At 65.4% G+C, this 26,309-nt stretch carries 28 protein-coding genes and 1 pseudogene; 21 read left to right on the top strand and 8 right to left on the bottom strand.

Translation table 11 applies throughout. From position 1 onward, the window contains the following. Window positions 1–101: pseudogene (locus tag ABVQ20_RS37095) on the top strand (IS110 family transposase); the annotation flags it as partial. A 232-nt stretch (window positions 102–333) separates the two neighbouring features. Here ABVQ20_RS37095 and ABVQ20_RS37100 read toward each other — a convergent pair. Continuing rightward, window positions 334–1,188: an AraC family transcriptional regulator gene (locus ABVQ20_RS37100; RefSeq protein WP_354464772.1), complete on the bottom strand. Its 855-nt coding sequence runs from the start codon at window positions 1,186–1,188 to the stop codon at window positions 334–336. Window positions 1,189–1,371: 183 nt separating this feature from the next. On the opposite strand from ABVQ20_RS37100, the gene ABVQ20_RS37105 reads away from it, so the two are divergent. The 7 genes from ABVQ20_RS37105 to ABVQ20_RS37135 all read left to right on the top strand — a co-directional run bounded on the left by ABVQ20_RS37105 (window position 1,372) and on the right by ABVQ20_RS37135 (window position 8,259). Further along, window positions 1,372–2,127 (top strand): phytanoyl-CoA dioxygenase family protein, encoded by a 756-nt coding sequence (locus ABVQ20_RS37105; RefSeq protein ID WP_354464773.1) that lies wholly within the window; start codon window positions 1,372–1,374, stop codon window positions 2,125–2,127. 237 nt (window positions 2,128–2,364) lie between these two features. After that, a complete protein-coding gene (locus ABVQ20_RS37110; protein ID WP_354464774.1) occupies window positions 2,365–3,387 on the top strand; it encodes an ABC transporter permease in 1,023 nt (340 codons plus the stop codon). A gap of 44 nt (window positions 3,388–3,431) precedes the next feature. After that, a complete protein-coding gene (locus tag ABVQ20_RS37115) occupies window positions 3,432–4,403 on the top strand; it encodes a sugar ABC transporter substrate-binding protein (RefSeq protein ID WP_354464775.1) in 972 nt (323 codons plus the stop codon). Between the two features lie 65 nt (window positions 4,404–4,468). Then, on the top strand, window positions 4,469–5,986 hold the full coding sequence (locus ABVQ20_RS37120; protein ID WP_354464776.1) for a sugar ABC transporter ATP-binding protein: 1,518 nt from the start codon (window positions 4,469–4,471) through the stop codon (window positions 5,984–5,986). A gap of 11 nt (window positions 5,987–5,997) precedes the next feature. Next, the gene (locus ABVQ20_RS37125; RefSeq protein ID WP_354464777.1) at window positions 5,998–6,960 is read left to right on the top strand and encodes a ribokinase; all 963 of its coding nucleotides are present in this window, start codon (window positions 5,998–6,000) and stop codon (window positions 6,958–6,960) included. After that, window positions 6,957–7,418: a D-ribose pyranase gene (gene rbsD / locus ABVQ20_RS37130; RefSeq protein ID WP_354464778.1), complete on the top strand. Its 462-nt coding sequence runs from the start codon at window positions 6,957–6,959 to the stop codon at window positions 7,416–7,418. Before ABVQ20_RS37125 ends, rbsD begins: the two co-directional genes overlap by 4 nt. Window position 7,419: 1 nt before the next feature. Beyond that, entirely contained in the window at window positions 7,420–8,259 is an 840-nt protein-coding gene (locus tag ABVQ20_RS37135) for a 3-methyl-2-oxobutanoate hydroxymethyltransferase (RefSeq protein ID WP_354464779.1), read from the top strand. A gap of 30 nt (window positions 8,260–8,289) precedes the next feature. Here ABVQ20_RS37135 and ABVQ20_RS37140 read toward each other — a convergent pair whose 3' ends face one another. Beyond that, a complete protein-coding gene (locus ABVQ20_RS37140) occupies window positions 8,290–8,892 on the bottom strand; it encodes a TetR/AcrR family transcriptional regulator (protein ID WP_354464780.1) in 603 nt (200 codons plus the stop codon). 118 nt (window positions 8,893–9,010) lie between these two features. Here ABVQ20_RS37140 and ABVQ20_RS37145 point away from each other — a divergent pair, with 118 nt between their 5' ends. Together ABVQ20_RS37145 and ABVQ20_RS37150 are read left to right on the top strand one after the other, a co-directional pair. Next, complete coding sequence (locus tag ABVQ20_RS37145; protein WP_354464781.1) at window positions 9,011–10,219, top strand: RidA family protein; 1,209 nt, start codon at window positions 9,011–9,013, stop codon at window positions 10,217–10,219. A gap of 9 nt (window positions 10,220–10,228) precedes the next feature. Next, complete coding sequence (locus ABVQ20_RS37150) at window positions 10,229–11,386, top strand: M24 family metallopeptidase (protein WP_354464782.1); 1,158 nt, start codon at window positions 10,229–10,231, stop codon at window positions 11,384–11,386. A gap of 10 nt (window positions 11,387–11,396) precedes the next feature. Here ABVQ20_RS37150 and ABVQ20_RS37155 read toward each other — a convergent pair whose 3' ends face one another. After that, window positions 11,397–12,158: an IclR family transcriptional regulator gene (locus ABVQ20_RS37155; protein WP_354464783.1), complete on the bottom strand. Its 762-nt coding sequence runs from the start codon at window positions 12,156–12,158 to the stop codon at window positions 11,397–11,399. 121 nt (window positions 12,159–12,279) lie between these two features. On the opposite strand from ABVQ20_RS37155, the gene ABVQ20_RS37160 reads away from it, so the two are divergent. The 6 genes from ABVQ20_RS37160 to ABVQ20_RS37185 all read left to right on the top strand — a co-directional run bounded on the left by ABVQ20_RS37160 (window position 12,280) and on the right by ABVQ20_RS37185 (window position 17,172). Then, complete coding sequence (locus ABVQ20_RS37160; protein ID WP_354464784.1) at window positions 12,280–12,951, top strand: amino acid ABC transporter permease; 672 nt, start codon at window positions 12,280–12,282, stop codon at window positions 12,949–12,951. Then, window positions 12,948–13,598, top strand: a complete 651-nt coding sequence (locus tag ABVQ20_RS37165; protein ID WP_354464785.1) for an amino acid ABC transporter permease — start codon at window positions 12,948–12,950, stop codon at window positions 13,596–13,598. The genes ABVQ20_RS37160 and ABVQ20_RS37165 overlap by 4 nt, the downstream gene beginning before the upstream one ends. Continuing rightward, window positions 13,585–14,316, top strand: coding sequence for an amino acid ABC transporter ATP-binding protein (locus ABVQ20_RS37170; protein WP_354464786.1), 732 nt, complete (start codon window positions 13,585–13,587; stop codon window positions 14,314–14,316). Before ABVQ20_RS37165 ends, ABVQ20_RS37170 begins: the two co-directional genes overlap by 14 nt. A gap of 35 nt (window positions 14,317–14,351) precedes the next feature. Further along, window positions 14,352–15,140: a transporter substrate-binding domain-containing protein gene (locus ABVQ20_RS37175; RefSeq protein ID WP_354464787.1), complete on the top strand. Its 789-nt coding sequence runs from the start codon at window positions 14,352–14,354 to the stop codon at window positions 15,138–15,140. Window positions 15,141–15,214: 74 nt separating this feature from the next. Next, on the top strand, window positions 15,215–16,231 hold the full coding sequence (locus tag ABVQ20_RS37180) for a succinylglutamate desuccinylase/aspartoacylase family protein (protein WP_354464788.1): 1,017 nt from the start codon (window positions 15,215–15,217) through the stop codon (window positions 16,229–16,231). Next, complete coding sequence (locus ABVQ20_RS37185) at window positions 16,228–17,172, top strand: threonine ammonia-lyase (RefSeq protein ID WP_354464789.1); 945 nt, start codon at window positions 16,228–16,230, stop codon at window positions 17,170–17,172. The genes ABVQ20_RS37180 and ABVQ20_RS37185 overlap by 4 nt, the downstream gene beginning before the upstream one ends. A 208-nt stretch (window positions 17,173–17,380) precedes the next feature. On the opposite strand, the gene ABVQ20_RS37190 is transcribed toward ABVQ20_RS37185, so the two are convergent. Then, on the bottom strand, window positions 17,381–18,304 hold the full coding sequence (locus ABVQ20_RS37190; protein WP_354464790.1) for a LysR family transcriptional regulator: 924 nt from the start codon (window positions 18,302–18,304) through the stop codon (window positions 17,381–17,383). Between the two features lie 92 nt (window positions 18,305–18,396). On the opposite strand from ABVQ20_RS37190, the gene ABVQ20_RS37195 reads away from it, so the two are divergent. Then, on the top strand, window positions 18,397–19,632 hold the full coding sequence (locus ABVQ20_RS37195) for an MFS transporter (RefSeq protein WP_354464791.1): 1,236 nt from the start codon (window positions 18,397–18,399) through the stop codon (window positions 19,630–19,632). Window positions 19,633–19,646: 14 nt separating this feature from the next. Here the strand turns inward: ABVQ20_RS37195 and ABVQ20_RS37200 are convergent, their stop codons facing one another. Then, window positions 19,647–20,003: a winged helix-turn-helix transcriptional regulator gene (locus tag ABVQ20_RS37200; RefSeq protein ID WP_354464792.1), complete on the bottom strand. Its 357-nt coding sequence runs from the start codon at window positions 20,001–20,003 to the stop codon at window positions 19,647–19,649. Between the two features lie 83 nt (window positions 20,004–20,086). On the opposite strand from ABVQ20_RS37200, the gene ABVQ20_RS37205 reads away from it, so the two are divergent. Next, window positions 20,087–21,070 (top strand): zinc-dependent alcohol dehydrogenase family protein, encoded by a 984-nt coding sequence (locus ABVQ20_RS37205; RefSeq protein WP_354464793.1) that lies wholly within the window; start codon window positions 20,087–20,089, stop codon window positions 21,068–21,070. 35 nt (window positions 21,071–21,105) lie between these two features. Here the strand turns inward: ABVQ20_RS37205 and ABVQ20_RS37210 are convergent, their stop codons facing one another. Then, window positions 21,106–21,684 carry a phosphoglycerate mutase family protein gene (locus ABVQ20_RS37210; protein ID WP_354464794.1) on the bottom strand — a complete coding sequence of 193 codons (579 nt, stop codon included), beginning with the start codon at window positions 21,682–21,684 and terminating at the stop codon, window positions 21,106–21,108. A gap of 159 nt (window positions 21,685–21,843) precedes the next feature. Between ABVQ20_RS37210 and ABVQ20_RS37215 the strand changes: the two genes are divergently transcribed. From ABVQ20_RS37215 to ABVQ20_RS37225, 3 genes are all read left to right on the top strand, one after another. Further along, complete coding sequence (locus ABVQ20_RS37215) at window positions 21,844–22,671, top strand: class I SAM-dependent methyltransferase (RefSeq protein WP_354464795.1); 828 nt, start codon at window positions 21,844–21,846, stop codon at window positions 22,669–22,671. A 62-nt stretch (window positions 22,672–22,733) separates the two neighbouring features. Next, window positions 22,734–22,970 carry a type II toxin-antitoxin system Phd/YefM family antitoxin gene (locus ABVQ20_RS37220; RefSeq protein WP_354464796.1) on the top strand — a complete coding sequence of 79 codons (237 nt, stop codon included), beginning with the start codon at window positions 22,734–22,736 and terminating at the stop codon, window positions 22,968–22,970. 3 nt (window positions 22,971–22,973) lie between these two features. Continuing rightward, window positions 22,974–23,390: a type II toxin-antitoxin system VapC family toxin gene (locus tag ABVQ20_RS37225; RefSeq protein ID WP_354464797.1), complete on the top strand. Its 417-nt coding sequence runs from the start codon at window positions 22,974–22,976 to the stop codon at window positions 23,388–23,390. A 7-nt stretch (window positions 23,391–23,397) separates the two neighbouring features. Here ABVQ20_RS37225 and ABVQ20_RS37230 read toward each other — a convergent pair whose 3' ends face one another. Beyond that, on the bottom strand, window positions 23,398–24,603 hold the full coding sequence (locus ABVQ20_RS37230; protein ID WP_354464798.1) for an NAD(P)-binding domain-containing protein: 1,206 nt from the start codon (window positions 24,601–24,603) through the stop codon (window positions 23,398–23,400). A gap of 158 nt (window positions 24,604–24,761) precedes the next feature. Next, window positions 24,762–25,985, bottom strand: a complete 1,224-nt coding sequence (locus ABVQ20_RS37235; RefSeq protein ID WP_354464799.1) for a carboxylate--amine ligase — start codon at window positions 25,983–25,985, stop codon at window positions 24,762–24,764. Window positions 25,986–26,309: the final 324 nt, after the last annotated feature.

Below are 26,309 nucleotides of genomic sequence, written 5' to 3' on the forward strand. Positions count from 1 at the left end.
AGCCCAAAATGCTCATCCGCATCGCTCTCGCCCGAAAACTTCTCGTCATCCTCAATGCAAAAGCACGCGACGCGCGCAACGAGTTCGCAAATGCAACTTGACACCCCAGATAGTCGCTCTCCCACACCTTCGGCGGGGCGAGGAAAAAGCCAACCATTTGGGTCGCGGCCTTGAAAAGCTTGGGTTCCTCGCCCCCACGAAGACAGCTTCCAATGGGCAAGAACGACGGCGAGACGCAGGATGCGGTGACCGACCAGGTCGGCTTCACTCTCAGGGACTAACCGCTACGTCCGAAATGCGGCGCAAACCGCCCCCGCCCCCGTCACCCCCAAATCACCGCCCCGGCGCCGCGCTCAACTCGCTGCGCCGCCAGGCGGCGGGCGAAATGCCCACCGAGCGTTTGAACTCGCGGCCGAAGTGATAGACGTCACAGAAGCCGCAGGCTTCCGCCACCTCGGCCAGCGGCTGTTCGCCTTGCACCAGCATCGACTGCGCCTGCATCAGCCGCTCGCGCATCAGCCATTGGTGCGGGCTGGTGCGCAGGTGTTTCTGGAACAGCCGCCGCATCTGCGAGGCGCCGAGGCCGGTTATGGCGGCGAGGTCAAAGGCCGTCCAGGCGAAACCCGGCTCGGCGCGCATGGCGTCGAGCGCTGACGCCAGCGGTTTTGGCAGATCGTCATTGCCGGCGCCATTCACCGCGCGGTCGACCAAGAGCAGGAATTCGGCGACCAGCTGGTTGAGGCGCAGGTCGAGCCCGGCGTCGCGCCGCCGCAATGCAGCGAACAGCCGCTCGAACCATGGCGCCGGGCTGGTGGCTTCGGTGAACATGGTGCGCAACGCGCCCTCGCCGAACAGCTTGCGCCGCAGGATCGCCGGGTCGGGTCCGTCCAGCCGGAACCACAGCAGCGTCCACGGGTCGCCGGGATCGGCGGAATGCACATGCGGCGCCTCGTTGGCCATCCAGACCAGCTGGTTCGCCCGCACCTCCAGCCGCTGCCCAAGCGTCTCCACATGGCCGCGTCCCGACAGGCAATAGAGGATGTCCTGGCCGGGGTAGACTGGCCGTTCTATGCGGTAATCGCGCGCCGCGGCGACCTTGCCGGCGCGCAGCACGCTGAAGGCGGTGCGCGTCCATCCGGCGGCCGGCACATAGTGGAAACTCTCGAGAACCGCCGTCTTTTGCGTCATGCGCGTTTTATACAAAACGAGTGCCCTGCTGTCCATTTTGTTCGCTGCCGGGCGCCGCTATGGTCGCTTTCAACAGACCGGGGCGTTCGGCGGGCAAATGGCCGGAAACCCCATTTTTCGGGCTTTCGCGGCGCCTTGCTGGCGACAGCCCCGTTCGCGGAGGGAGGCAAGACGATGCTCGCGATGACCAGGAATGAAGCCGAGATCTACGCCCGAGACGGATACATCATCCGCCGGGGTCTGCTCAGCGTGCCGGAGGTGGAGGACTTCCGTGACCACGCCCGCAAGCAGCTCGAGGAAGAAAACAAGAGCGGCGCCGTGATGGCCAAGGGTGACAAGGAGGGCAAGACCACCCTTCTCAAGATGTGGACCAAGGCCGAGGACGACAAATACGGACTGCTGGCCCGCGACGAGCGCATGGTCGACCTGGCGGAAGACGCCGTCGGCAAGCCGATCTACCTCTACAGCCACAAGATGACGATGAAGCAGCCCAACGAGGGCGGCGCCTGGGAATGGCACCAGGATTTCGGCTACTGGTACAATTACGGCTGCCTGGCGCCGGAGATGATGAGCATCTATGTCGCGCTCGACAAGGCGACCCGCGAGAATGGCTGCCTGCAGGTGCTGAAGGGCACGCACAAGCTCGGCCGCCTCAACCACATCCGCGAGAACGACCAGACCAATGTCGAGCAGGAGCATCTGGAAGCCGCGCTGAAGCGCTACGAGCACATCTATGTCGAGATGGAAGCCGGCGACGCGCTGATCTTCGACGGCAACCTTCTGCACCGCTCCGACGCCAACCGCTCCGACACGTATCGCTGGGGCTACATCTGCTCCTACAACGCCGTCGAGAACGCGCCGTTCAAGAAGGTTCGCGAATACGGAAATTTCGACGAGCTGCGCAAGGTGCCGGCCGGCACGTTCCGCAAGGCGTCCTGACGCCAGAGAATACTGCATGGGCGGCGACGCCCGCGCTCCGGCCATGACTGTGGAAAGCCGCATCCGGCTTCTCGAAAGATCATGGCCGAACAGGGAGATAGGGCCCGATCCTGAATCACTTCGGGATTTGAGGGGCTCACATGCATCGGCCGGGCCGAGAGCTCAGCTCCGGTCGATGAAACGAAGGAGTGGCGATGCCGGTGAGGACCGGTGGGCCACGCTGAGGGAGGATACTGTATGGCCCATGCGGTCAGGACCGGCGCGCGCGCGCCAGCCACGGACCGATTCACGCTGGCGCGGCTGTTGCGGGCGCGCGAGGCAGGTGTGTTCATCGCCCTGCTCGTGCTTTGCCTGTTCCTGTCCTTCGCCACCGATGGATTCCTGACATCGCTGAACCTGCTCAATGTCGGACGCCAGATCTCCCTGCTCGGGATCATGGCGGTCGGCATGACGTTCGTTTTGATCGCCGGCGAGGTCGACCTGTCGGTCGGCTCGACCTACGCGTTTTCGGGCCTCGCCACCGGCATGCTGATCATCGCCGGATGGGCGCTGCTGCCGGCGATCTGCGCCGGCCTGCTCACCGGCGTCGCCATCGGCCTCATCAACGGCGTGCTCTCCACCTATGGCCGCCTGCCCTCGCTGATCGCCACGCTCGGCATGCTTTCCATCGTGCGCGGCGCTGCCCTCATCCTCACCAACGGCCAGCCGGTGACGGTCAATTTGCGCAACGGCGCGCTGCCAGAAGTGCTGCAGACCTTCTCCTTCATGGGCCAGGGCTATCTGTTCAGCGTCATTCCCATGCAGCTGGTGTTCTTCATCATCATCGCGGTGCTGGCCTGGGTGGTGCTGTCGTTCTCCAATTTCGGCTTCCGCGTCTATGCCGTCGGCGGCAGCGCCAAGGCGGCGCGCGTTTCCGGCATTTCCGTCAACAAGGTCAAGATTTCAGCCTTCATCCTGATGGGCGTTCTTGCCGCCTTCGCCGGCATTCTCAGCATGGCTTTCCTGCCCAGCGGCCAGGCCGGACGCACCGGCGTCGGGCTGGAGCTCGACGTCATCGCCGCCACCATCGTCGGCGGCGCCTCGCTGTCGGGCGGCGAAGGCACAATCCTCGGCACCATCCTCGGCGTGCTGATCATCGGCGTCATGCGCAACGGCCTGGTGCTGATGGGCGTCTCGCCCTTCGTCCAGGAGCTGATGATCGGCCTCGTCATCATCATCGCGGTCGGCATCGACAAATGGAGCACGCGCCGCACGGCTTGATTTCAAAACACCCAAGCAACCAGAACCAAAAGGGAGGACTATCCATGAACATCAGACACGTCATTCTGGCCGCGGCAATCGGCCTGTTGCCGCTCTCGGCCCACGCCGAATCCAAGCTCGCCGACTTCGCGCTGGCGCCGCGCATCAAGGCCAAGATCGACGCCGGGCAGCCGCTCGACATCTACGTCTCCTACCATGACGTCTCCAACGAATTCGCGCCTTTCATGAAGGCCGGCGTCGAGCGCGCCGCCAAGGACGACAAGGTCGGCGCCCAATTCATCGGCCCGGTCGGCGCCGATGCCGATGGCCAGATCTCGGAGATCGAGACGCTGATGGGCAAGATGGACGGGCTGGCGATCTCCTCGGTCTCGACCGACGCGCTGGCGCCGGTGATCGACCGCGTCATCGCCGCCGGCATCCCGGTCGTCACCTTCAACACCGACAACCCCGAGAGCAAGCGCCTCGCCTTCGCCGGCCAGGATCTCGTCCAGTCCGGCCGCGAGGCCGGCAAGCTGATGTCCAAGGTGCTGGGCGGCAAGGGCAAGGTGATGATCACCACCATCGACGCCGCCGCGCAGTGGTCGCTCGACCGCGAAAAGGGCGCGCGCGAGGCGCTGAAGGCCGAACCCGGCATCGAAGTGGTCTCGACGCTCAACACCGGCACCGACCCGCAGAAAATCTATTCGGCGATCGAGAACGCCATGCTGGCCAATCCGTCGATCACGGGCGTGCTCTCGCTCGAATGCTGCTCGACGCCCGCCGCCGGCACCTGGGTGGAGCGTAACAAGGCCGCCGACAAGGTCAAGGTGGTCGGCTTCGACCTGCTCGACCAGACCGTGCAGCTGGTGCAGGACGGCAATGTCGACGCCACGATCGACCAGGCGCCTGAAAAGCAGGGCTTTGCCGCCGTCGATCTGCTCGTCAAGTTCCTCAAGGGTGAGACGATCAACAATGTCGACACCGGCGTCGGCGTCTACACCAAGGAAAACATCGCCGAGGTCGCCAAGAAGAAGTAACAGCCAGCTCAGCACGGCCGCCGGTTCCCATGGACCGGCGGCCGCGTGCACAAGACAGCGAGCCAATGACAGACCGACAGCCCCCTGCCCCCATCGTCGAGATTTCCGGACTGACCAAGCGGTTCCCCGGCGTGCTGGCGCTCGACCGCATTTCCGTGGCCTTCCGGCCCGGCGAAGTTCATGCCGTGATCGGCGAGAACGGCGCCGGCAAATCGACGCTGATGAACATCCTCGCCGGCGACCTGCAGCCAGATGGCGGCGAGATCCGTATCGATGGCAAGCCGGCCACCATCGCCTCGCCGCTGGCCAGCCGCGCCGCCGGCATCACGGTGGTCTACCAGGAACTGGCGCTCTGCCCGACGCTGACCATCGCCGAAAACATCATGATGTCCGACATGGCGGCGCGCCCCGTCGTTTCGCTGGTGCCGCGCGACGAAATGCGTCGCGAAGCGCGCTCGGCCCTCACCCGTCTCGGCATGGGCACGCTCGATCCCGACACCAAGGTCTCGCGCCTGTCGGTGGCCGAAATGCAGCTGGTCGAGATTGCCGGCGCCATCCGCCAGCGCGCCCGCGTGCTGGTGCTCGACGAACCCAATTCCGCACTCTCCAAGCGCGAGAGCGAACGCCTGTTCGAGATCGTCAAGCAATTGCGCGCCGAAGGCGTCACCGTCATCTATGTCTCGCATCATCTCAAGGAAGTGCTCGACCTTGCCGACCGCATCACCGTGATGCGCGACGGCCGCACCATCGAGACCATGGACAATGACGGCCTGTCGGAAGACCGGCTGATCCGCGCCATGGTCGGCCGCGACCTCGACACGGCGGCGCAGTGGTCGCTGCAGGCCGAGGCCCGTTCTCACGAAGCGCCCGTCGTGCTCTCCGTCGAAAACCTGACCGCGCCAGGGCTGGACGAGTTGAGCTTTGGCGCCCGCGCCGGCGAAATCCTCGGCATTGGCGGCCTGCCGGATTCCGGCAAGGACATGCTGGGCGAAGCCCTGTTCGGCCTGTGCGGCCGCCGTGGCCGCGTCACCATCGACGGCAAGGAATTGCGCGCCGCCGATCCGCGCGCCTCGATCCGCAACGGCATGGCGCTGGTGCCGGCCGACCGGCGCGGCGCCGGCGCGCTGTTGACGATGAGCGTCGCCAACAATGTCGTCTCGGCCTCGCTGCCGCGCTTCTCCATGGCCGGCTTCATGCGGCGCGCCGCCGTCCGCCGCGAGGCGCGTGCGCAGGTCGCCCGGCTCGACGCGCGCATTTCACATCTTGGCCAGAAGCTCGGCACGCTGTCGGGCGGCAACCAGCAGAAGATCATCCTTGGCCGCAGCCTCGTCACCAATCCGCGCGTGCTGGTGCTGCACGAACCGACGCGCGGCGTCGATGTCGGCGCCAAGGCCGAGATCTACGCCATCCTGCGCGGCATCGCCGGCGAAGGCGTGGCGGTGGTGATGATCTCCTCGGAGATCCCCGAATTGATCATGAACGCCGAACGCGTCCTGGTGCTGCGCAACGGCCGCGTTTCCGGCGAACTGACCGGAGCCGGCATCAACGAGGAAGCGATCCTGGCGCGCGCCATGGCGTCCTGAACGAGGCATTGATGAGCAATCCCAAGACCGCACCAAGAATTACAATCGTCGGCAGCTTCGCTGTCGGCCTGACCATGCGGGCGCCGAAACTCCCGATCTTCGGCGAGACCATGCTCGGCACCGATTTCGACATGGGCGCCGGCGGCAAGGGCTCGAACCAGGCGGTGGCGACCTCCCGTCTTGGTGCCAGTTCCTCACTGGTCGCCATCATCGGCACCGACAAGCTGGCCGGCATCGCCACCGACCTCTATGCCGCCGAGGGCGTCGATGCGAGCCTTGTCACCACGAGGACGGAGCGCGCCACCGGCGTCGGCTTCATCATCCTCAACGACAAGGGCGAGAACTTCATCATCCTCGACATGGGCGCCAACGAGCTGATGGACGCAGCAGTCGTCGACACCGCCGAACAGCGCATCGCCGAGAGCGACGTGGTGATGACCGTGCTCGAAGTGCCGATCCCCGCTGCCGTCCGTGCCATGGAGCTTGGCCGCAAGCACGGCGCCCGCACCATCCTCAACCCCGCGCCGGCGCGCCAGCTTCCCGACGCGATCTTCGCCAATGTCGACTATCTCACGCCAAACGAGAGCGAACTGCGCATCCTGCTCGGCCTGCCCGCCGACGACCCCCGCTCCTCGCGCGAACTGGCAGGCGAACTGCGCCGGCGGGGCGTGCGCAACGTGGTGGTGACGCTCGGCCGCAGCGGCGCGCTGATCCTGACGGATGATCTCGACATCATGGTGCCCGCTGTGCCGGTAGAGGTGATCGACACGACCGGTGCGGGCGACGCGTTCAACTCCGGCTTCGCGGTGGCGCTGGCCGAAGGTCGCGATATCGTCAACGCGGTGCGCTTCGGCGTCGTCTGCGGCGGCATCGCCTGCACAAGGCTCGGCGTCATTCCCGGCCTGCCCGAACGCGCGCAGGCCGACGCGCTGTTCGCCGAAGCTATCAAGACAACGTGGAAGGAACCATCATGAACCGTAACCGGCTGCTCAATGCTGAACTGTCGCACGCCATCGCCTCGATGGGCCATGGCGATTTGATGATCGTCTGCGACGCGGGCTTTCCGATCCCGTCGAGCGCCTGGCGCATCGACCTCGCCATCTCGCCGGACGTGCCGGACTTGGAAGCCGTGCTCGGCCCGATCGCCGCGAACCTGATCGCCGAGCGGGTCGGCTATGCCGACACGCTGCCGGTGCACAATGCGCCGCTGCTGGAGAAACTGAAGCGGCTGTTCCCCGACGCCGATTTCGAGACCACGACGCACGAGACCATCCTCGGCGAGATGGCGGCCAAGGCCAAGGTCATCGTGCGCACCGGCGCCTTCGACCCGTGGGGCAACATCCTGCTTTATTCCGGCGTCGACGTGCCGGCTTGGTTCTCCAAGCCCGGCGTCGTCGCGCCCGACTATTACGCCAAGAAGCTGAAAGGCTGACATGCCGCGCATCTTCGATTTCGGCGGCCGCGAGGTCGACCGCTCCGTCACCGTCGCCAGCCTGCGCGCACTGAAGGGCAGTGGCCGGCACGTCGCCCAGGTGACGGCCGAGACGGCGGACGAAGCGGCGGCAGCCGAAGCCGCCGGCGTCGAGATGGTGGTCTGCCGCGCCGCCAATGTGGCTGGGGTGCGCCAGGGATCGCGCCGCGTCTTCGTCACCGCCGCCCTCGGCTTCGCCGACGCGGTGATATCGGACGAGATCCTGCGCACCGCCTTCTCGGCCATCACCGCAGGCGCCGACGCGGTCATCACCGGGCGCGGCCATGATACTGTGCGCATGCTCGCCAACGAACAGATCCCGGTGATGGGCCATCTCGGCTTCGTGCCGCGCAAATCCACCTGGGTCGGCGCCATCCGCGCCGTCGGCAAGACGGCCACTGAGGCGCTGGAACTGTGGGATCGCTTCCGCCGGCTCGAAGATGCCGGCGCCTTCGCCGTCGAATGCGAGATCATTCCGGCCGACGTGATGGCCGAGATCAACCGCCGTACCGGGCTGGTCACCGTATCGCTCGGCTCCGGTCCCGCGGCCGATGTGGTGTTCCTGTTCACCTCCGACATAACAGGCGAAAGCGCCCGCCTGCCCCGCCATGCCCGCGCGTGGGGTGATCTGGCTGCACTCCACAAGGCAGTCCGTGACGCCCGCGTCGAAGCGCTCTCCGGCTTCCGCCAGGAGGTCGCGGGCGGCAGGTATCCGGCCAATGCCGAAGTCGTCGGGATTGCGCAGGCCGAACTCGAGGCGTTTCGTGCGCGGCTTGAGGCCGGCGAAATTAGCAAAGCATAAACAAACAGATGGAGCCGGACCTTGAATCAGTCAGGATCGGTTCTCGATGATCTGGCGCAGGCTGCGATAGGTACGTTCCAGCCGCTCGAAACCGCCTTCGGCGAGCGTGATCGGCGCGGCATTGTCGGCGATGGCCGCGAACAGCAGCGCCGCGTCGGCGGGCACGACATTATCAGCAAGCTCGCCGCGCCGGCCGGCTGAGGACAGCGCCTCGGCAAACAGCGCCGAGAGCTCGACGCCGAAATGGCTGAGCATCTGCCGGCCACGGTCCCCCAGAAGATCGGCATCCTGCCGCAGCCTGGAGATCAGGCTCCAATTGTGCCCTTCCGTGCCGGACGGATTGAAGTGGCGGAAACGCGCGCGGCTGTAGGCGATCATCGCCTCGACCTGGTCGGAGAGGCTTGCCCCCTCGGCCGACCAGACAGCGCGCAAGCCGCCCAGCGTTGCCTGCATGTAGTCGCCCAGCACCTCGTCGACCAGCGCCTGCTTGTTGCCGAAATGGTAGTGGATGTTGGCCCGCGTCGTGCCCAGCGCCACGGAGATGTCGCCGAAACTGATGCCGCGATAGCCATGGCGCACCAGAAGCTCCAGCGCCGTGTCCTTGATCGCCTGTCTCATGTCGGTCTCGTCCATGCCGGCATCATAGCCAAATGCGTTAGCCTTGGACGCCGAAGCTTTGCGGCGTCCCCAGCATTTGACGGCAAACTGACTTGCAGGTAAGTAAGTATCAAAATCAGGGAGGGGAACGCGGGTGGGACTGCAGATATTCAAGGATGTCGAGGGCTCGGCGCCGCAGGCCGTCCGCGCCGGCGATCTGATATTCGTCAGCGGGATGATGGCGACGGACGCGAGCGGCAAGATGGTCGCCAGCGGCATCGCCGGCCAGGCGCGCGTCATCTTCGAGCGCCTGATGGCGCTTCTCACCCGGGTCGGCGCCGACATGGCCGATGTGGTCAAGCACAACGTCTATTTCAGCTGCGAGGCCGATGCCGTCAGTACTTTCCTCGACGAGCTCGATTCCGTACGCGCCCGCTATTTCAAGGCCCCCGGCCCCACCACCACGGAAATCCGCTGCGGCCTCGACCGGGAGGGCGCGCTGCTGATGGTCGACGCCTGGGTGGTGATCGGCGGCAGGCGCGAGCTGCTTGACCCGCCCGGCCACTGGCGCTGGCGCAAGAAGCTGCCCTTCGTCCATGGCTGGAAGGTTGGCGACCTGCTGTTCATTGGCGGCCAGCGCTCGCTCGATGCCGAGGGCAATGTGCAGGGGATCGGCGACATCGAGGTGCAGACCGAAGAGGCCTTCCGCAACCTCGACACGATGCTGCGGGCGGGCGGCGGCGACCGCAACAGCCTGATGCGCCAGAACACCTATTTCCGCTTCTTCGGCGAAGGCCGCGAGGTCACCAACTATTGGGAGAAGATGACCAATGTGCGCCGCCGCTACATGGCGGTGCCCTCGGCGGCCGGTGCCGGCCTGCGCATCCAGGGCATGGGCGATGCCGACGAACTGATCCAGGTCGAGGGTATCGGCATGCTCGGCGACGACAAGCAGCGGCTTCAGCCGGCCAACCATTGGGACTGGAGCATTCCCAACACCCAGTTCACGCAAGGCTGGAAGATCGGCAAGCTCGCCTTCATCGGCGGCCAGATCTCGGCCGACAACAAGGCGCAGGCCGTCGGCGACGACATGGAGACGCAGACCCGCAACGTCTTCGAGTTCATTCGCCGCACGCTGGCCGAGGGCGGGCTCGACGAGAGCGACGTCGCCAAGCTCTACATCTACTACCACGCCGAGGGCAGTTGGGCCGAGATCGAGGCGACCCGCGCGGTGATTGCCCGCGTCCAGCGCGAATTCTACCCCGAGCCCGGCCCGGCGGTGACCGCGATCCGCGTCGCCGGCTTTGCCTTCGAGAACCTGCTGGTCGAGATCGAGGCGATGGCTGTGGCTCGGTACGAGTGACGGGGACCGATGTCGAAACACGATTTCACCGCCGCCGAATTCGCCGGGCGACTGGCGCGCGTCCGGGCCGCCATGGCCGCTGATGACCTCGACTGGCTGGTCGCCGTCCACCCCGCCTCCATCCACTGGCTGACCGGCAGCGACGCCAAGAGCTACCAGGAATTCCAGTGCCTGCTGGTCGGCGCGCGCGAGGAGCCGCTCGTCGTGCTCACCCGCCAGGGCGAGGTACATGAATTCGAGACGGACTCAGCTGCCGGCGATGTGCATGGCTTCGGTGGCGGCGAGAACGAGGACCCGATCGCCGCCTTTACCGGCGTGGCACGGCGCCACGGCGTGCTTGGCAGGCGCGTCGGCCTCGAAGTGCCCGCCTACTATCTCCACCCGCATCATTATCTCGGTCTGCGCGCGATCATCGGCGATGCCCTGGTCACCGAGGCGACCGAACTGATCGCCGGGTTGAAGCTGGTGAAGTCGCCGGCGGAGATCGGCTACATCCGGCGCGCGGCGGCCCTTGCCGACCTCGGCATGCAGCGTTTCGCCGGCGAGCTGGCGGCGGGCGCATCGGAACTGGCGCTGGCCGGGGGCATCCACGAGACCTTGATGCGCAACGGCAGCGGCATCGCTGCCAGCCCGATCAACCTCGTCTCCGGCCCGCGCTCGGCCTACAGCCATGGCGCGCCGACCGCGCGGCGGCTTGAGCATGGCGATTTCGGCAACATCGAATTCGGCGCCACCTTCAACCGCTACACCGCCACCATCGGCCGTAATTTCGCGCTTGGAAAGCCAACGCCGCGCATGGTCGAGCTGCACGACATCGTGCTGCGCGCCAGCGACGCCATGATCGCTGTCATCCGCGACGGCGTGCGGGCAACCGTGCCGCACCAGGCGGCTCGCGCCGTCATTGGCGAGGCCGGGCTCGAATCCTGCCGCGTCCACACATCGGGCTATGCGCTGGGGCCGGGCTTTCCGCCAAGCTGGGCCGAGCCGCTGCACATGATCGGCGACAGTCCACATGTGCTGAAAGCCGGCATGGTTGTCACTGTCGAGCCGCCGGTCTTCATCGGCGCCGAAGGGCTTGGCGCCCGCATCATCGACAATGTGCTGGTGACGCCGACCGGTGCCGAGGTGCTGGCGCGAACGCCGCGCGATCTCATCGTTGCGGGTTGAGCTTTGCTTGCTACCCGCCCAGCTCATGCGCGATCTCGGCGCAGGCGAGTTTCAGCCGCGCCAGCATCGCCTCGAAATTGGGCGCCGCACTGCGCCGGCTGACCGCCGCCACCGTCACGCAGGCCACCGCGCGCCCGTCGCCGGCGATGATCGGGCAGACCACATCGGTCACGCCGATGATGTCGCGGCTTTCATGGATGATGGCGCCGCGCTCGCGCACTGCGTCAAGCTCGGCGGCAAGCGTCGTCGGGTCCGGCGGCTCGCGCATCAGCATCAGGCATTCGGCGATCATCTTGTCGCGCACCGGCTTGGGCTGGAACGCCATCAGCACAAGGCCGGAATGGGCGTCGGCCAGCGGCCGGCGATAGCCGAGCTTGAGCGAGAAGTTCATGTCCGCCCCGCCCGACGCCGCTGCGATGATGACCGTTTCGCCGCGATGCGCGACGACGAGGTGCGCCGCCTGGTGAACCTCCTCGGCGAAGCGCTCGACGATGGGTGCCGCCGTGCTGACCAGGTCGCGCGCGCGCGCCGTCTGCATGCCCAGCCCGAACAGCTTGTTCGACAGCATCAGCCCCTCGCCGCTCTCGTCGCGCTGGATGTAGCCGCGCGCCAAGAGCACATGGACCATGCGGAAGATCTCGTTCTTCGACCGCCCCAGCTCCTCGGCGATCTGGCGCGTGCCCATGGACTGGCCGGCATTGGCCAGCAATTCGAGGATATCCAGCCCCTTTTCCAGGGCCGGCGCGCTGTAGTTGAGCTTGTCGTCCGTCATTTGCATCCGTTTCATAGATGACGCTTGACGTCACATATGAAGCGACGCTAGCGTATTGTCCAGCAAATCCGCGCGGAAAATAGCGATCTCCGCTTGGTTGCATAAGGGGCGCTCTGCATCCATGAGCTATAATTTCAAATTTGATGTCCTGCTGCGCTACATACCGGAGATCGCGCAAGGCGTTGTCCTGACCCTGCAGTTCTCGGTCATCACCATGGTCTGCGGGCTGGCCATCGGCCTAGTCGTCGCCATGGCTTCGATCAGCCCGCTGATGCCGCTGCGCGCCTGCGCCCGTATCTATGTCGAGGCGCTGCGCAACACGCCGCTGCTGGTGCAGCTGTTCATCGTCTTCTTCGGCCTGCCCTCGATCGGCATCAGGCTTGGCGCCAACACCGCAGCCCTCATCGCGCTCTCGATCAACATGGGCGCCTATGGCGCGGAAATCCTGCGCGCCGGCTTCGAATCCGTGCGCCAGAGCCAGGTCGAGGCCGGCCGCTCGCTCGGCCTCACCGCCGGCCAGACCTTTCGCCATGTCGTGCTGTTCCAGGCGGTCAAGACCATCTACCCCGCACTCGCCAGCCAGTTCGTGCTGGTCATGCTGGCCACCAGCGTCGTCTCCTCGATCGGCGCCACAGAGCTGTTCCACCAGGCCGCCTTCATCGATTCGCGCACCTACCGCTCCTTCGAGACCTACACGCTGATCACCATTTCCTATCTCGTGCTGACGCTGGGCTTCCGCGCCTTCTTCGCCGGAATCTACTGGCTGGTCTTTGTCCGGAGGCCGCGCCGATGATCCGCGAATTCGGTGGTTCCGACATCGTCTATTTGATCGAGGCGGCACGCTGGACGCTGCTGCTGGCGCTCACTGCCACCGTTGGCGGCGGGCTGCTGGGCATTGTCGTGGCCGTGCTGCGCGTCATCCCGTTTCGGCCGCTCAACTGGCTGGCCATCGCCTGGATCAATCTGATCCAGGGCACGCCGCTGCTCGGCCAGCTCTTCGTCTTCTTCTTCGGCCTGCCGCTGGTCGGCCTCTCGGTCGACGCCTGGACGGCGGCGGCACTGTCGCTGTCGATCTACGCGTCGGCCTTCTTCGGCGAGATCTGGCGCGGCAGCCTGCAATCGGTGTCGCAGCGGCAATGGGAGGCGGGCGCCGCGCTCGGCCTCACCTATGCGCAGCGGCTCAGCCATGTCGTGCTGCCGCAGGCGATCCGCATCTCCATCGCGCCGACCGTCGGCTTCCTGGTGCAGCTGGTGAAGAACACCTCGCTCACAGCGTTGATCGGCTTCGTCGAGCTGACCCGCGCCAGCCAGATCATCAGCGGCGCGACCTTCGCCCCGCTGCCGGTCTACCTCACCGCCGCCGTCATCTATTTCGTCATCTGCTTTTCCCTCTCCCAGCTCGCCCGCATGCTGGAAAGGAGACTTCATGTCGCTCGTTGAGATCGCCGATATCCGCAAGCGCTTCGGCGCCGTCGAGGTGCTGAAGGGCATCTCGCTCACCCTGGAAAAAGGCGAGATCGTCGCGATCATCGGCCGCTCTGGCTCGGGCAAGTCGACCATGCTTCGCTGCATCAACGGGCTGGAGAAGGTGCAGGCCGGCCGCATCGTCGTCGACGGCATCGACGTCACCGCGCCCAAGGCCGACCTCAACCTGCTGCGCCAGCGCGCCGGCATGGTGTTCCAGAGCTACAATCTGTTCCCGCATCTCAATGTCGAGCGCAATGTCATGCTGGCGCTGAAGCTCGTGCGCAAGCTCGACACGCCAGCCGCACGCGAAGTCGCCCGCGCCGTGGTGACCAAGGTCGGCCTGGCCGACAAGCTGCTCGCCTATCCCGACGAATTGTCCGGCGGACAGCAGCAGCGCGTCGCCATCGCCCGATCGCTGGCCATGCAGCCGACGCTGATGCTGTTCGACGAGATCACCTCCGCGCTCGACCCCGAACTGGTTGGCGAGGTGCTGCGCGTCCTCGAAAGCGTCGCCAGCGAAGGCATGACCATGATGCTCGTCACCCACGAGATGAACTTTGCCAAGAACGTCGCCGACCGCGTGATCTTCATGCACGAGGGCCGCATCCACGAGGATGGGCCAGCGCGTGAGACCTTGCTCTCGCCTCGTACGGCCGAACTCAGGAGCTTCCTGAACGCCGTCCTTCACTAGGAAAAGAAAGTCCAACCAGAAAAAGGGGAAGTTCCATGTTCAAGCATCTTACCAGGATCGTCACAGCCGTGCTCCTGGCCGGCGCAGTCTCGGCGATGCCGGCGCGCGCCGCCGACCTGCAGAAAATCCTCTCCTCCGGCACGGTGCGCATCGGCGTGCCCATCGACGTGCCGCCCTTCGGTTCGGTCGACGCCAAGAACGAGCCGGTCGGCCTCGATGTCGACATGGCCAGGAAGATCGCCGAGGCGCTGGGCGTCAAGCTGGAGCTGCAGCAGATCACCGGCGCCAACCGCGTGCCCTATCTCGTTACCGATCGCCTCGACATCGTCATCGCCGCCATGGGCGCGACGCCGCAACGCGCGCTGCAGATCGCCTTCACCTCGCCCTATGCAGCCCTTTCGATCGGGGTCTTCGGCCCCGACAGCATCGCGCTGAAAAGCCCCGCCGACCTCAAGGACGAGACCGTCGCCGTGGCCCGCGGCACGACGCAGGACCTCGAGCTGACCAAGGCCGCGCCCAACGCCAAGATCGTGCGCTTCGACGATGACGCCACCGCCGCTGCCGCCTTCACCTCCGGTCAGGCGCAGTTGCTGGCCACGGCCGACGTCGTCGCCAAGGACCTGATGGACAAGGATCCCAAGGTGCAGCTGAAGCCCAAATTCATCCTGCAGTTCTCGCCCTGCTACATCGGCATCCAGCAGGGCAGCCCCGAGCTGCTGCGTTGGCTCGATACCTACATCCATCTCGGCATGCTCGACGGCTCGCTCTCCGCACTGTCGCAAAAGTGGATCGGTACCACCCTGCCGACCCTGCCGCCGATCTGACTTTCTCAGCGGCGGGGGCATTGCTCCCGCCGCCCCTCCATCGCCCGCCTTCCATCCCCGTTTCAAAGAGAAACATGGCCCGCATGTCCACCGCCCGCACCACCATCGACTTCGACCGCTCCGGCAAGCAGGTCGGCTTCGTCGACATCCCGCATTCGCCGCATGACGACGCCTGGGGCGCGACCCGCATCCCGATTGCCGTGATCAAGAATGGCGATGGGCCGACCGTCATCCTGCAGGCCGGCAACCATGGTGATGAATATGAGGGGCCGATCACGCTCGGCGAACTCATCCGCGAACTCGACCCGGGCATGGTCAGCGGCCGCATCATCTTCCTGCCGGCGATCAACCTGCCCGCCGTGCTGGCCGGCCGCCGCACCTCGCCCGTCGACGGGCTGAACCTCAACCGCACCTTTCCGGGCGACCCCGCCGGCACCATCACCCAGCAGATCTCGGCCTATGTCAGCGACATCGTCATGCCGCTCGGCCATGCCTATGTCGATCTGCACTCCGGCGGCTCCTCGCTCAACATCCTGCCCAGCGCCATCATCGAGCCGGCGCCCGACGCCGCCCACCGCAAGCGCAACATGGAAGCGGTACTGGCCTTCGACGCGCCGCTCACCGTCGTCATCGACAATCTCGGCGAACCGCGCACCTCGACAGCCACATCGGTACGCGCCGGGCTGACCACGGTTGGCACCGAGATGGCCGGCGCCGGCACCGTCTCGCTCGACGCACTCGGCATCTGCCGCAAGGGCGTGCGCAATGTGCTCAGCCATCTCGGCGTGCTGCCGCCGACCGGCAAGCCGCCGGCCGCGCGCCCTGAGAACATCCTGCGCATTCCCGGCCATGACGGCTATGTGCTGGCAACGAGTGACGGCGTGTTCGAACCGTTCCATGCGCTGGGCGCCGAGGTCCATGCTGGCGAGGACGCCGGCCGCATCCACAATCTGGCCGATCCCGGCCGTGCGCCGGAAACCGTGCGCTATTTGTCGGACGGCATCGTCTATGGCCGCCGCCAGCCCGGCCGTGTCGTTATCGGCAATTGCTGCGTCACCGTCGCCACCCGCTATGAAGGAGAACTGGCGTGATTGCGCTCGAGGACATCCGCGCCGCCGCCGCCCGCATCGAAGGCAACATCAGGCGCACACCGATGATCGACGCCAGCAACCTGAAGACGCCGCTGGCCGGTGGCGTCGACCTGATGCTGAAGCTGGAACTGTTGCAGGTCACCGGATCGTTCAAGGCGCGCGGCGCCACCAACAGGCTGCTGTCGCTCGACCGTGTCGAACTCGGTGGCGGCATCGTTACCGCGTCCGGTGGCAACCATGGCATCGCGACCGCACGGGCGGGCTTCATGGCCGGCGTGCCCACCACCGTCTTCCTGCCGACCAACGCGTCGCCGGCCAAGATCGAGAAGCTGCAGGCCTGGGGTGCCACCACCCGCATCGTCGGATCGGCCTGGCACGAATCCAACGAGGCGGCGCAGGCCTTCGTCAGAGAGACCGGCGCTGTCTATTTCCATCCCTTCGCCGACCCCGCCGTGGTCGCCGGACAAGGCTCGGTCGGGCTCGAAATCCTCGACCAGATGCCGGATGTGACGACAGTGCTCGTCGCCATGGGCGGCGGCGGGTTGGTCAGCGGCGTTGCAACCGCGATCAAGGCGCTGGCGCCGCATGTGCGCGTCGTCGGCATCGAGGCGACGGGTTCGCCGGTGCTGCTGCGCGCACTCGAAGCCGGCCGCAATGTGGCGCTGGACAGAGTGACGACCTCGGTGGCGACCATGGCCTGCGCCAAAACCGACGACCGCATCTTCGACATTGTCCGCGACAAGGTGGACGAGATCGTGCTGGTCGACGACGACGAGATGCTGCGCGCCGCCAAAAGCCTTTGGTTCGAGATGGGCCTCGCCGCCGACCTCAGCGGCGCCGCCGCCATTGCAGCACTGGCCGAAGGCCGGGTGCGGGTGAAGAAGGGCGAACGCGTCTGCGCCATCGTCTGCGGCGCCGGCCCGGATGCTATTCTGGGCTGATGGCGGCTGGCGATGCAAGAATGGACACGCCTCGTTCCTTCGCGCCCCCCTCTGTCCTACCGAACATCTCCCCCACAGGTGGGGAGATCGGCAGCTTTGACTGCGGCGCTTTTCCTCCAAAGTTGAAAATTGGCGAAACCAGTCGCGACATCCAATCTCCCCCCTCGTGGGGGAGATGTCCGGCAGGACAGAGGGGGGCGCTGTCCCGCTAACGTCCCAGTTGATCGCCAACCAGCGCCACCGGCTTCTCCAACCCCTCAAGCAGCGCGTCGCGGAACAGCGCTATCGGGCGGCTGAGCCGGCCGGCTGGCGGGCGGTGCAGCATCCAGGCGCGGACCTGCGGTTTGAAATCCGTGCAGTCGATGATCTCGACCTTGTCCCGCCACGGACTGTCGGCGAAGGCCGCCGGCGTGACGAGGCCGATGCCGTGGCCACGCGCCACAAGCGACATCCGCAGGTCGGCGCTCATCGCCTCGACCCCGACCTGGAACGGCAGCCGCGCCGCCTCCAGCGTGTGGCGGATGAAGGCGCGGAAGCCGCAGCCATTCTCGTTCATCACCCAGGGAAAGCGCGAAAGCGTGGCGAGATCAACGGGCCTGGGCACCCCGAGGCCGGGTGCGGCGACCAGCAGCACCGACTGCAGGCCGAGATCATCACAGACCAGCTCGTCTGGCGGCTTGACGCCGTCGGGAAGACAGACCGCGACCGCGTCGAGTTCGCTGCGCGCCACCTGCTCCACCAGCCGTGGCGACCAGCCCGAGGTGATGCGCAAGGTAAGCGCCGGAAACGCCGCGCGCAGCCGGTCGAGCGGCAGCGCGAGGGCCGCATCCGACAGATAGGGCATGATGCCCAGCCGGAACTCGCCATTCAACTCGCCCTGCGGCGACACGCCGGCCTTCAGATCCTCAAGCGAACGCAGCACGCGGCGGCCGTGTTCATAGGCCTGTCGCCCGGACGCGGTCGGCTTCAGCGGCTTCGACTGACGGTCGAGCAGCGCGGTCGCCAGCCCATCCTCCAGGTTCTGGATGCGGCGGGTGACGCCGGGTTGGGTGAGGTTGAGCCTAGCCGAGGCGCCGACGATCGAGCCGGTTTCCACCACGGCGATGAAGGCTTCGAGATCATGTATGTTCATGCGTATCTCGCATAATCATTATCGAATTGATTGAATTGTAGCATGATAACGCTTCGGCATAAAGTCCCTTCACAATATGCAAGGGGACTATCATGCCCGACACCAATGACGGCCAACTGGCCGAGCGGCTGCCCGCCGACACCATCACCGGCCCGCAGACACTGCTGTTTGCCGCCTCGGTCGGCATCATCGTCACCAATTTGTTCGCGCCGCAGACGCTGGTCGGGCTGATCGGCCCGTCGCTGGGCGCGGATGCCGCGAGCGGCGGGCTGGTCGCCATGGCCACTTTGCTCGGCTATGCCGCCGGCCTGTTCTTCCTGGTGCCGCTGGCCGATCTCGCCGAGAACCGCGCGTTGATCATGCGCATGCTCCTGACGGCCGCATTGGCGGCCGGCGTCGCGGCATTCGCGCCCACCACCGCTTCGCTGCTCATCGTCCTGTTCATCCTCGGCGCCGCCTGTTCCGCCATCCAGATCCTCGTGCCCATCGCTGCTTCCATGGCGCCACTCGGACAAGACGGCCGCGTCATCGGCGATGTCATGAGCGGGCTGATGGTCGGCATCCTGCTGGCGCGCCCGCTCGCCAGCCTCATCGCCGATGCCTGGGGCTGGCGCGCCTTCTACGGCGTCAGCGCTTCGGCACTGGTCCTGCTCACCATCGTGCTCGCCGTCACCTTGCCAAGGCGGCAACCGGCGGCGAAGTCGGGATACCCGGCGCTCATCGCCTCGCTGATCCAATTGTTGCACGACGAACCGGTGCTGCGGCGACGCGCGCTGACCGCAAGCCTCGTCATGGCCGCGTTCAGCCTGTTCTGGACCTCGGTGGCGCTGCGCCTCGCCTTGCCGCCCTTCGGCCTTGGCCAGCGCGGCATTGCGCTGTTCGCGCTGGTCGGCGCGGGGGGTGCCGCTGTCACACCGCTGTTCGGCCGCGCCGGCGACCGGGGCTGGACACGATCCGCCACGATCGCCTGCCACCTCATGCTCATCGGCGCGCTGGCGCTCGCTGCATGGGCGGGCGCTGCCGTCTCCGCAACCTCATGGTGGCCGCTGGTGCTGATAGGCGTCAGCGCCGTGCTGCTCGACATCGGCGTCACCGGCGACCAGACGCTGGGCCGCCGCGCCATCAACCTGCTGCAGCCCAAGGCGCGCGGCCGCCTCAACGGCCTGTTCGTCGGCATCTTCTTCATCGGCGGCGCCATCGGATCGATGCTGGCCGGCATCGCCTGGGCATGGGCCGGTTGGCCGGCGGTCTGCTCCATCGGTGCCGCCTTCGGCGTCGCCGCCCTGCTGGTCGACTGGATCGCCGGTCCGTCGTCCAGGCGCGGATGACCCCCGCCGAGAGGTCAGGCCGGCTCCAGTTCCTGGAATTGCTTGCCCCAATCGCGCATGCTCAAGAGCACCGGCGCAAGGGACAGGCCAAGATCCGTCAACGCGTATTCCACCTTGGGCGGCACTTCCGGAAAGACCGTGCGGCTGACGATGCCGTCAGCTTCCAGCTCGCGCAGTTGAAGCGTGATCATCCGGGCGGTCGCCGAGGGCGTCAGGCGGCACAGCGCGTTGAAGCGCAATTTGCCTTCCAGCAGGTGGAACAGCAGCACCGGCTTCCACACGCCGCCCATGACCGACAGCGTCGCCTCCACGGCGCAGCCCGTGCGGCCGGCCTTGCGGCGGCGAGGGCGGATTTCGACACTATCATTCATGATAGTACATGCTCCATTTGTACGTATTGTGCAAAATCGAACAATGCTCCAAATGCGTCGGCATCGCAACAAGGATCGGCGTGATGCAGAGCTACAGGACAACCGGCGAAACCAACCCAACCCTCACGCTGGTCGAGACGCCAGACCCCGTCGCCGGGGCGAACGAACTGCTGGTCGACGTCAAGGCCGCGTCTCTCAACTACCGGGATCTGATCGTCGCCCAGAATAACAAGGGCGTGCTGCCGCTATCGGATGGCGCCGGCGTCGTGTCGGCGATCGGCAAGGGAACACAAGGCTTCGAAATCGGCGACCGGGTCGTCATCGGCTTCATGCCGGGCTGGGTGGAGGGAGAATTCTCCGCCGCCAAACAGGCGACCTCGCTGGGTGGCGCCAGCGTCGACGGCGTCCTGACGCAGCGCATTGCCGTGGCGGCCAATGCGGTGGTTCGCATTCCCGAAACCATGAGTTTCGAAGAGGCATCCACGCTGCCCTGTGCCGGCGTCACCGCATGGTCGGCATTGTTCGAGCGGCGTCCGATCCAGCCAGGCGAAACCGTGCTCCTGCTTGGAACCGGCGGCGTATCGATTTTCGCGCTGCAGCTTGCCAAGCTGGCAGGCGCGCGCGTCATCATCACCTCGAGTTCCGACGAGAAGCTTGCCCGTGCGCGCACGCTCGGTGCCGATCATGTCGTCAACTACCGAACCAGCCCGGACTGGGTCGCCGAGGTGCTCGACCTGACGGGCGGACTGGGCGTCGATCTTGCCATCGATGTTGGCGGGCCAAAGACCCTCAACGACACCTTGAAGGCAACCCGGCATGGCGGCAGGATTTCGCTGATGGGTGTGTTGACCGGGTTTGCCGGCCCGATCGACACAGCGGTCATCCTGAACAAGCGGATCACCTTGCAGGGCATCTACGTTGGATCGGTGGCCGCACTCAGGGCGCTATGCGCCACCGGCATCACGCCTCAGGTCGACGAGGTGTTCCCCTTCGAGAAAGCGGAAGCCGCGTATGAGAGCCTGCGCGCCGCGCAGCATTTTGGAAAGCTTGTCATTCGGGTCGGATAACAGGTCATCCGGCCGAACAGGCGACGCGCCAAATCCTACTTGGCAAAGTCCTGCTTGAGGATCTGCGCCGAGCCGGGGATCAGTTGGCCGGCATGGTCGTAGCGCAGCACCACCGTCCAGTTGAAGACGCTGTCCGGCCATTTTCCATCCGGCAGCAGCGCATCGGGGTCGGCGCCGAAGGCGTGCAGGAGTTTCGCCAGCTCGCCATGATGCCAGGCGATCAGGATCGACTTGCCATGGTTTTCGCTGGCCAGCGCCTCGAACAGCGGCTTGATGTCCTTGTCGGCGAACCTCTGGTCGATCGGCAGCTTCAGCGCCTGTGCCAACGGCGCCAGTGTCAGGCGCTCGCGTGCGCTGTTCTTGGAATCGGCACTGGCCACCAGAACGTCCGGACGAAACGGCACGCCGTCCAGCACCAGATGCTGGAAATAGCCGACATAGGCCTGGGCATGCGCCTGCCCCTCAGGAGACAATTCCGGGCCGCTGTCCGGCTTTTCGCCATGGCGGATGATCACCACGGTCGCGTCCGCGAGTCCGCTGCCGCCGGTGCTTTTGGCCTGGGCGCCTAATGCGGTTGCCAGGAGACAGAAAATACCGACGACAAGGGCTTTCATGTCAGATCCTTCCGATCCGGAACAGCGATTGATATGGCGCCATGAATCCAGATCTTGTCGGCGCAAAAGAGGCGGTGCGGCCTGCTGGTCAGGAAATCTTAAACGGCTGGGTGCATCTATGCCAGACGATATTCACCCGGCTGGGATGGAGCCTGTCGCATGGCAAATCTCGAGACGCGTCGCCTGGATCGGGATGGCGTTGAAGACCGCTCGTCCGGCCGCCTCGGCAGGGCCTGGGCGCTTGTCCGTCAAAAGGGCCTGCTGGAGCCGGTGAGGCTGGTTCGCCGGCATGGGATCGGCGCGAGCGTCGGCTTTGTCATGCGCAATGTGCGTCATGTCGTGGCCGACCATCTTGCCCGGAAATGGGATCGCCGGCACGGCGTCGACACCGCCGGTTCGATCCAGCTCGATGCGCTTGACGTGGTCGGCCCGCATCGCGCCAAGGGCAACGAGGCCGTCTGCACCTCGCCAAAATCCTTCGCCTTCATCATGAAGTCCCTGCCGTATGATCTTCAAAACCATACGTTCATCGACATCGGCTCGGGAAAGTCGCGCACGCTTCTGCTGGCCTCGCGCTATCCATTCCAGAACATCATCGGCGTGGAGTTCGCGCGCGAACTCGTCGAGATCGCTGGGGGTAACATAGCGAGCTTCAGGGATTCGTCGCAGAAATGCCGATCGCTGAGCGTCGTCCAGGCGGATGCCGCGGCTTATGAATTTCCCGAAACGCCGCTGGTGGTTTATTTCTACAATCCCTTTTCCAGGGACGTTTTCGAGATCGTCCTGAAGAACCTCGTCTCGTCGCTCGACCGGCATCCTCGCGATTGCTTCATCGTCTACGGAAGCTCAAGCCACCGCGCCATCGACTGGGCGCGGCCCGCGATCCGCCAGACCGGCGTGTTCACCGAGCTTGCCGTACCGCCGATGCCCGGCTTCCTCGATGCGGTGCGGATCATCGACTACGCGGTGTTCCGGGTCGCAGGATAGAGCTTTGACGAACCGGCTAAGGGCGCCTATATTCTGACCATATGGTCATTTTGTGAGGTGCCATGAAGAGCGTTTCCATCGTTGAGGCGAAAGCGCACTTTTCCGCCTTGCTGGCCGAGGTCGAGGGTGGTGAGGAAATTGCCCTCACCCGGCACGGCAAGGTGATTGCGCGTCTTGTTCCGGACTATCCGCGCAAGGCGGCCGACGCCTTTCGCGATCTGTGGGCCGACGCCGATGAAATCGACCTGATCGCGCCTGAAGACACGCCGGCCGAGGCTGTGGCCTCGTTGGATGACTAGGTCGTGCCGCGCCTCTACCTTCTGGATACGAACATTGTAATCGCGGCGCTGAGAGGACACGAAGAGGTCAGCAAACGCCTGGAACTGGAAGATTTAAGCGCCGTTCGGCTTTCGGCGATCGTTCTGGGCGAACTGGAATTTGGCGCGGAGAAGAGTGCGTACGGTGAGCGAAATCGAGCGCGCCTATCCACACTGACCGGACGGATGCTGTTGGTTGGCGTCGATCACGTCACGACGCGTCACTATGGTCAGATACGCGCGCTCCTCGAGCGCCAAGGGACGCCAATCGGGGCAAACGATACGTGGATCGCGGCGCAGGCACTGTCGATTGGCGCGACGCTTGTAACGGATAATGTGCGTGAGTTCTCACGTGTGCCCGGCCTTGGCTTGGAAAATTGGCTGGCTTCTCCGAGCGCTTGATGACGAGCTAACGCCTGCCCCTCGCCTTGCGCACGAAACGCGCCACGGTCCGCGCCGCGAACGGAGTGCCGGCGGTGAAGCGCATCAGCGGGCCGTAGCTGCCGACGGCGCTGGCGCCGACGAAATGCAGGCCGGGAATGCTGGATTCGAGCCCTGCCGACAGGATCGGCATTCCACCCCGGCGCGCGATCGTGGCGAGCATGTCCTGCGAAAACAGTCCGAGCTTGGCGATATCGATCTCGTAGCCCGTGCCCAAAAGCACGTGGTCGAAAGTGCCCGCGTCCTTCTCGAACCGCAGCTCGATACCCTGCCCCTTGGCGGCTGCGCTGACGATCCTGCTGCCGGCATTGACCCTGATGCCGTCGAAACCCGGCCGCAGCCAGCCTGTCGCGCCGGCGCCCAGGCTGCGCCTGTTGAGTCCGGCCCGGGCCGCTTCCGGAAAATGGTGCACGAAGCCGGGAACCTCGACCAGCCAGGAGATCGGGAAAGGCCCGACCCTGGACGGCGACGCCAGCCGCTCCGAAAGGAAATCGCGCAAGCTCCAGGCCTGTTTTCCCGACAGCGCCCGGTAGCCCAGCCAATGAATGTCGCCACGGCAGACCAACTCGACGTCGGCCCCGCTTTGCTTGAGGAACACCGCGGTTTCGCAGGCGCTCTGCCCGCGCCCGATGACGGCGACCCGTTTGCCGGCAAACGCCTCGTAGCTGGTATGCTGGCTGGCATGGCTGACCAGATCGCCGGAAATTCCCTTGAAGACGGCGGGGATCATCTGCTGGTTCGTCAGGCCGGTGGCAACGACGACGCGCCTTGCACGAATGCCATCTCCATCGGCCAGAGCAATGCGAAACCCGCCGTCGACCGCATCGACGCGGCCGACCATGCGCGGATCGAGGTCCGGCACGGCCTGCGCCTGGATCCACAACCCATACTTGACGAAATCCTCGAGCATCAACGGTTGCTCCGGCGAGATGCCGAGCTTGCCCGCATAGGAATCCAGCGACAGCGGCCCCTTGTCGTGGCCGACATAGGTTGCATGCCAGGGCGAGCGCAGCCGCATACCCCTCGGCATGTGGTCGCGCCAGAACGACATCGCACCGCCGATAGTGCGAGTCTCGACACCCGCTGCCTTCAACGCGGAAGCGACGGCCAGCCCGTAGGGCCCGGCCCCGATCACCGCCACCTCGCAATCGGTCCTGGCCCTGGAAGCGATCATGTCTTTAGGTCTCGCGGATCTGTTTTCGGACGCCCGATCCCCGCTGGACAGCCGGGCAGGCGCCTCGCCGTCCTAAACGCTGCCCAGTTAAGAATGCGCAAATGCGGCGTGTTCCGCCGGCAAGCCGGCAGCTTAACCGGCGCTGTCGGTTAATTGTTTCATCGGATGCGAAGTATACGCCGGGTCAGAACGCGCCACCCTGTCAATGGTATGTCGATCAAGCCGGGCACGGGATCGCCAGCCGAAAATGTCGCCCATGCCCTCACCGAACCAAACGCGCGCAAATAGGCTGGGATGTTCAGCCGGCCGCCTGTGATCAACTTGGCCGCCGCGACAACATCGCGAACCAGATACATCCAGGATGTGTTCGGCCGCACCGAGACGGCTTCGACCCTCTCACCCGACCGGACCGCCCACAGTATGGCGCCGAGATCGACGCCGGCGGCGGCGGCCAGGCCGAACCATGTCCAGGGCCGTGGATTGACGTCGAGTATCTTCATCGAGCCGTCGCGGGCATCGCGTTTGAATTCCACCTCGACCAGCCCGTGATGGCCGATCGATCGCAGAAGCAGCCGCGCGGCCTCGACCAGTTGCGGTTCGTCGACGATCTCGACGAAGGTGCTGGTATATCCGAAGTCGACGGGAAACTGCCGCGTGCGGCGCGCGGTGAATTCCGCCACCGGCTTGCCTCGGTTCCACAGCGCCGCATAGGAAAACTGGCTCTCGCCACCGCCCGGTATCATCTCCTGGACGACGACATTCTCGATGCCGACCTGCTCGGCCGCCCATGTGTAGGCGCTCAGGAACTTTTCCTGGTTGTCGGCGAGAACCGCCTTGGCGCGGGCAAAACGGCTGCGCCCGCCCATGTTCGGTTTGAGCACGACCGGAAAGCGCAGCTCAGTGGTGGCGGCCTGCTCCAGCGAACCAAGCTCATAGGTCAGCGGAACGGCGAGGCCCAGTTCGCGCGCCCGACGGTAGAGTAGCGGTTTTTCGCAAACCCATTTCAGCCGCTCCCAAGGCGGCAGCACCACGTCGAATACTGCAGACAATTGATCGAAGGCTTGCGACACAAGGCCAACTTCCGCATCGCCGCTGGGGATCAGGACAAAGCCCTGCAACCCCGAGGTCGCCGCCAGCTCGAGCAGGAAGGCGACGGCGCCCTCTTCCCTGGGGCCTGGCCAGGTGATGGTTCGGTGCGCGTAACGCGAGAAGCGCGGCAAGGGCGTGTCGGAGCTGACCAGCCATACCGGCACTTTCCGCGCGCCAAGGCTCCTGGCCAGCGCCAGCGTGCCATGCGCCCCGCCAAGAATAACCACCCCGGCGGGCCGGCTGGAAACAGGGTCATCCATCTCTAACTGGGCCATCTCTAATTGGGGAAGCATCTGTCAATTCCGGCAATCAGCACTCAATGGCGGGTTTCCCGAGGGTGCCGATTGACTGGCCCGCAAAATATAAGCGGCATCTAGTCAAATAAGCTGCCCGTCACTGATAATCCTTATCGTCAAGCCGTGGCATGGAAAGCTGGCAAGTACAACCGCCCGCCAACGACATCCGGCAATGCCCTAACGGACGCAAGCTTAGCCGAACGGCATCGCTGCCGGTACAAACTCCCCGGCCAATGCTGCGGCGTGGTGAACAAATTCGCTCGCTTTTGGTGCCCTTTGTGCCTGCTCAGGATTTGTGCAGGCCACCATGCGCGAAACGGT

This window comes from Mesorhizobium shangrilense (assembly GCF_040537815.1).
GTDB lineage: Bacteria > Pseudomonadota > Alphaproteobacteria > Rhizobiales > Rhizobiaceae > Mesorhizobium > Mesorhizobium shangrilense.

Bases quoted from the DNA above. Each gene is read 5' to 3' on its own strand.
- ABVQ20_RS37100 (WP_354464772.1), bottom strand. From the start codon at position 1,188: ATGACGCAAAAGACGGCGGTTCTCGAGAGTTTCCACTATGTGCCGGCC.
- ABVQ20_RS37105 (WP_354464773.1), top strand. From the start codon at position 1,372: ATGACCAGGAATGAAGCCGAGATCTACGCCCGAGACGGATACATCATC.
- ABVQ20_RS37110 (WP_354464774.1), top strand. From the start codon at position 2,365: ATGGCCCATGCGGTCAGGACCGGCGCGCGCGCGCCAGCCACGGACCGA.
- ABVQ20_RS37115 (WP_354464775.1), top strand. From the start codon at position 3,432: ATGAACATCAGACACGTCATTCTGGCCGCGGCAATCGGCCTGTTGCCG.
- ABVQ20_RS37120 (WP_354464776.1), top strand. From the start codon at position 4,469: ATGACAGACCGACAGCCCCCTGCCCCCATCGTCGAGATTTCCGGACTG.
- ABVQ20_RS37125 (WP_354464777.1), top strand. From the start codon at position 5,998: ATGAGCAATCCCAAGACCGCACCAAGAATTACAATCGTCGGCAGCTTC.
- rbsD (WP_354464778.1), top strand. From the start codon at position 6,957: ATGAACCGTAACCGGCTGCTCAATGCTGAACTGTCGCACGCCATCGCC.
- ABVQ20_RS37135 (WP_354464779.1), top strand. From the start codon at position 7,420: ATGCCGCGCATCTTCGATTTCGGCGGCCGCGAGGTCGACCGCTCCGTC.
- ABVQ20_RS37140 (WP_354464780.1), bottom strand. From the start codon at position 8,892: ATGGACGAGACCGACATGAGACAGGCGATCAAGGACACGGCGCTGGAG.
- ABVQ20_RS37150 (WP_354464782.1), top strand. From the start codon at position 10,229: ATGTCGAAACACGATTTCACCGCCGCCGAATTCGCCGGGCGACTGGCG.
- ABVQ20_RS37155 (WP_354464783.1), bottom strand. From the start codon at position 12,158: ATGACGGACGACAAGCTCAACTACAGCGCGCCGGCCCTGGAAAAGGGG.
- ABVQ20_RS37160 (WP_354464784.1), top strand. From the start codon at position 12,280: ATGAGCTATAATTTCAAATTTGATGTCCTGCTGCGCTACATACCGGAG.
- ABVQ20_RS37165 (WP_354464785.1), top strand. From the start codon at position 12,948: ATGATCCGCGAATTCGGTGGTTCCGACATCGTCTATTTGATCGAGGCG.
- ABVQ20_RS37170 (WP_354464786.1), top strand. From the start codon at position 13,585: ATGTCGCTCGTTGAGATCGCCGATATCCGCAAGCGCTTCGGCGCCGTC.
- ABVQ20_RS37175 (WP_354464787.1), top strand. From the start codon at position 14,352: ATGTTCAAGCATCTTACCAGGATCGTCACAGCCGTGCTCCTGGCCGGC.
- ABVQ20_RS37180 (WP_354464788.1), top strand. From the start codon at position 15,215: ATGGCCCGCATGTCCACCGCCCGCACCACCATCGACTTCGACCGCTCC.
- ABVQ20_RS37190 (WP_354464790.1), bottom strand. From the start codon at position 18,304: ATGAACATACATGATCTCGAAGCCTTCATCGCCGTGGTGGAAACCGGC.
- ABVQ20_RS37195 (WP_354464791.1), top strand. From the start codon at position 18,397: ATGCCCGACACCAATGACGGCCAACTGGCCGAGCGGCTGCCCGCCGAC.
- ABVQ20_RS37200 (WP_354464792.1), bottom strand. From the start codon at position 20,003: ATGAATGATAGTGTCGAAATCCGCCCTCGCCGCCGCAAGGCCGGCCGC.
- ABVQ20_RS37205 (WP_354464793.1), top strand. From the start codon at position 20,087: ATGCAGAGCTACAGGACAACCGGCGAAACCAACCCAACCCTCACGCTG.
- ABVQ20_RS37210 (WP_354464794.1), bottom strand. From the start codon at position 21,684: ATGAAAGCCCTTGTCGTCGGTATTTTCTGTCTCCTGGCAACCGCATTA.
- ABVQ20_RS37215 (WP_354464795.1), top strand. From the start codon at position 21,844: ATGGCAAATCTCGAGACGCGTCGCCTGGATCGGGATGGCGTTGAAGAC.
- ABVQ20_RS37220 (WP_354464796.1), top strand. From the start codon at position 22,734: ATGAAGAGCGTTTCCATCGTTGAGGCGAAAGCGCACTTTTCCGCCTTG.
- ABVQ20_RS37230 (WP_354464798.1), bottom strand. From the start codon at position 24,603: ATGATCGCTTCCAGGGCCAGGACCGATTGCGAGGTGGCGGTGATCGGG.
- ABVQ20_RS37235 (WP_354464799.1), bottom strand. From the start codon at position 25,985: ATGCTTCCCCAATTAGAGATGGCCCAGTTAGAGATGGATGACCCTGTT.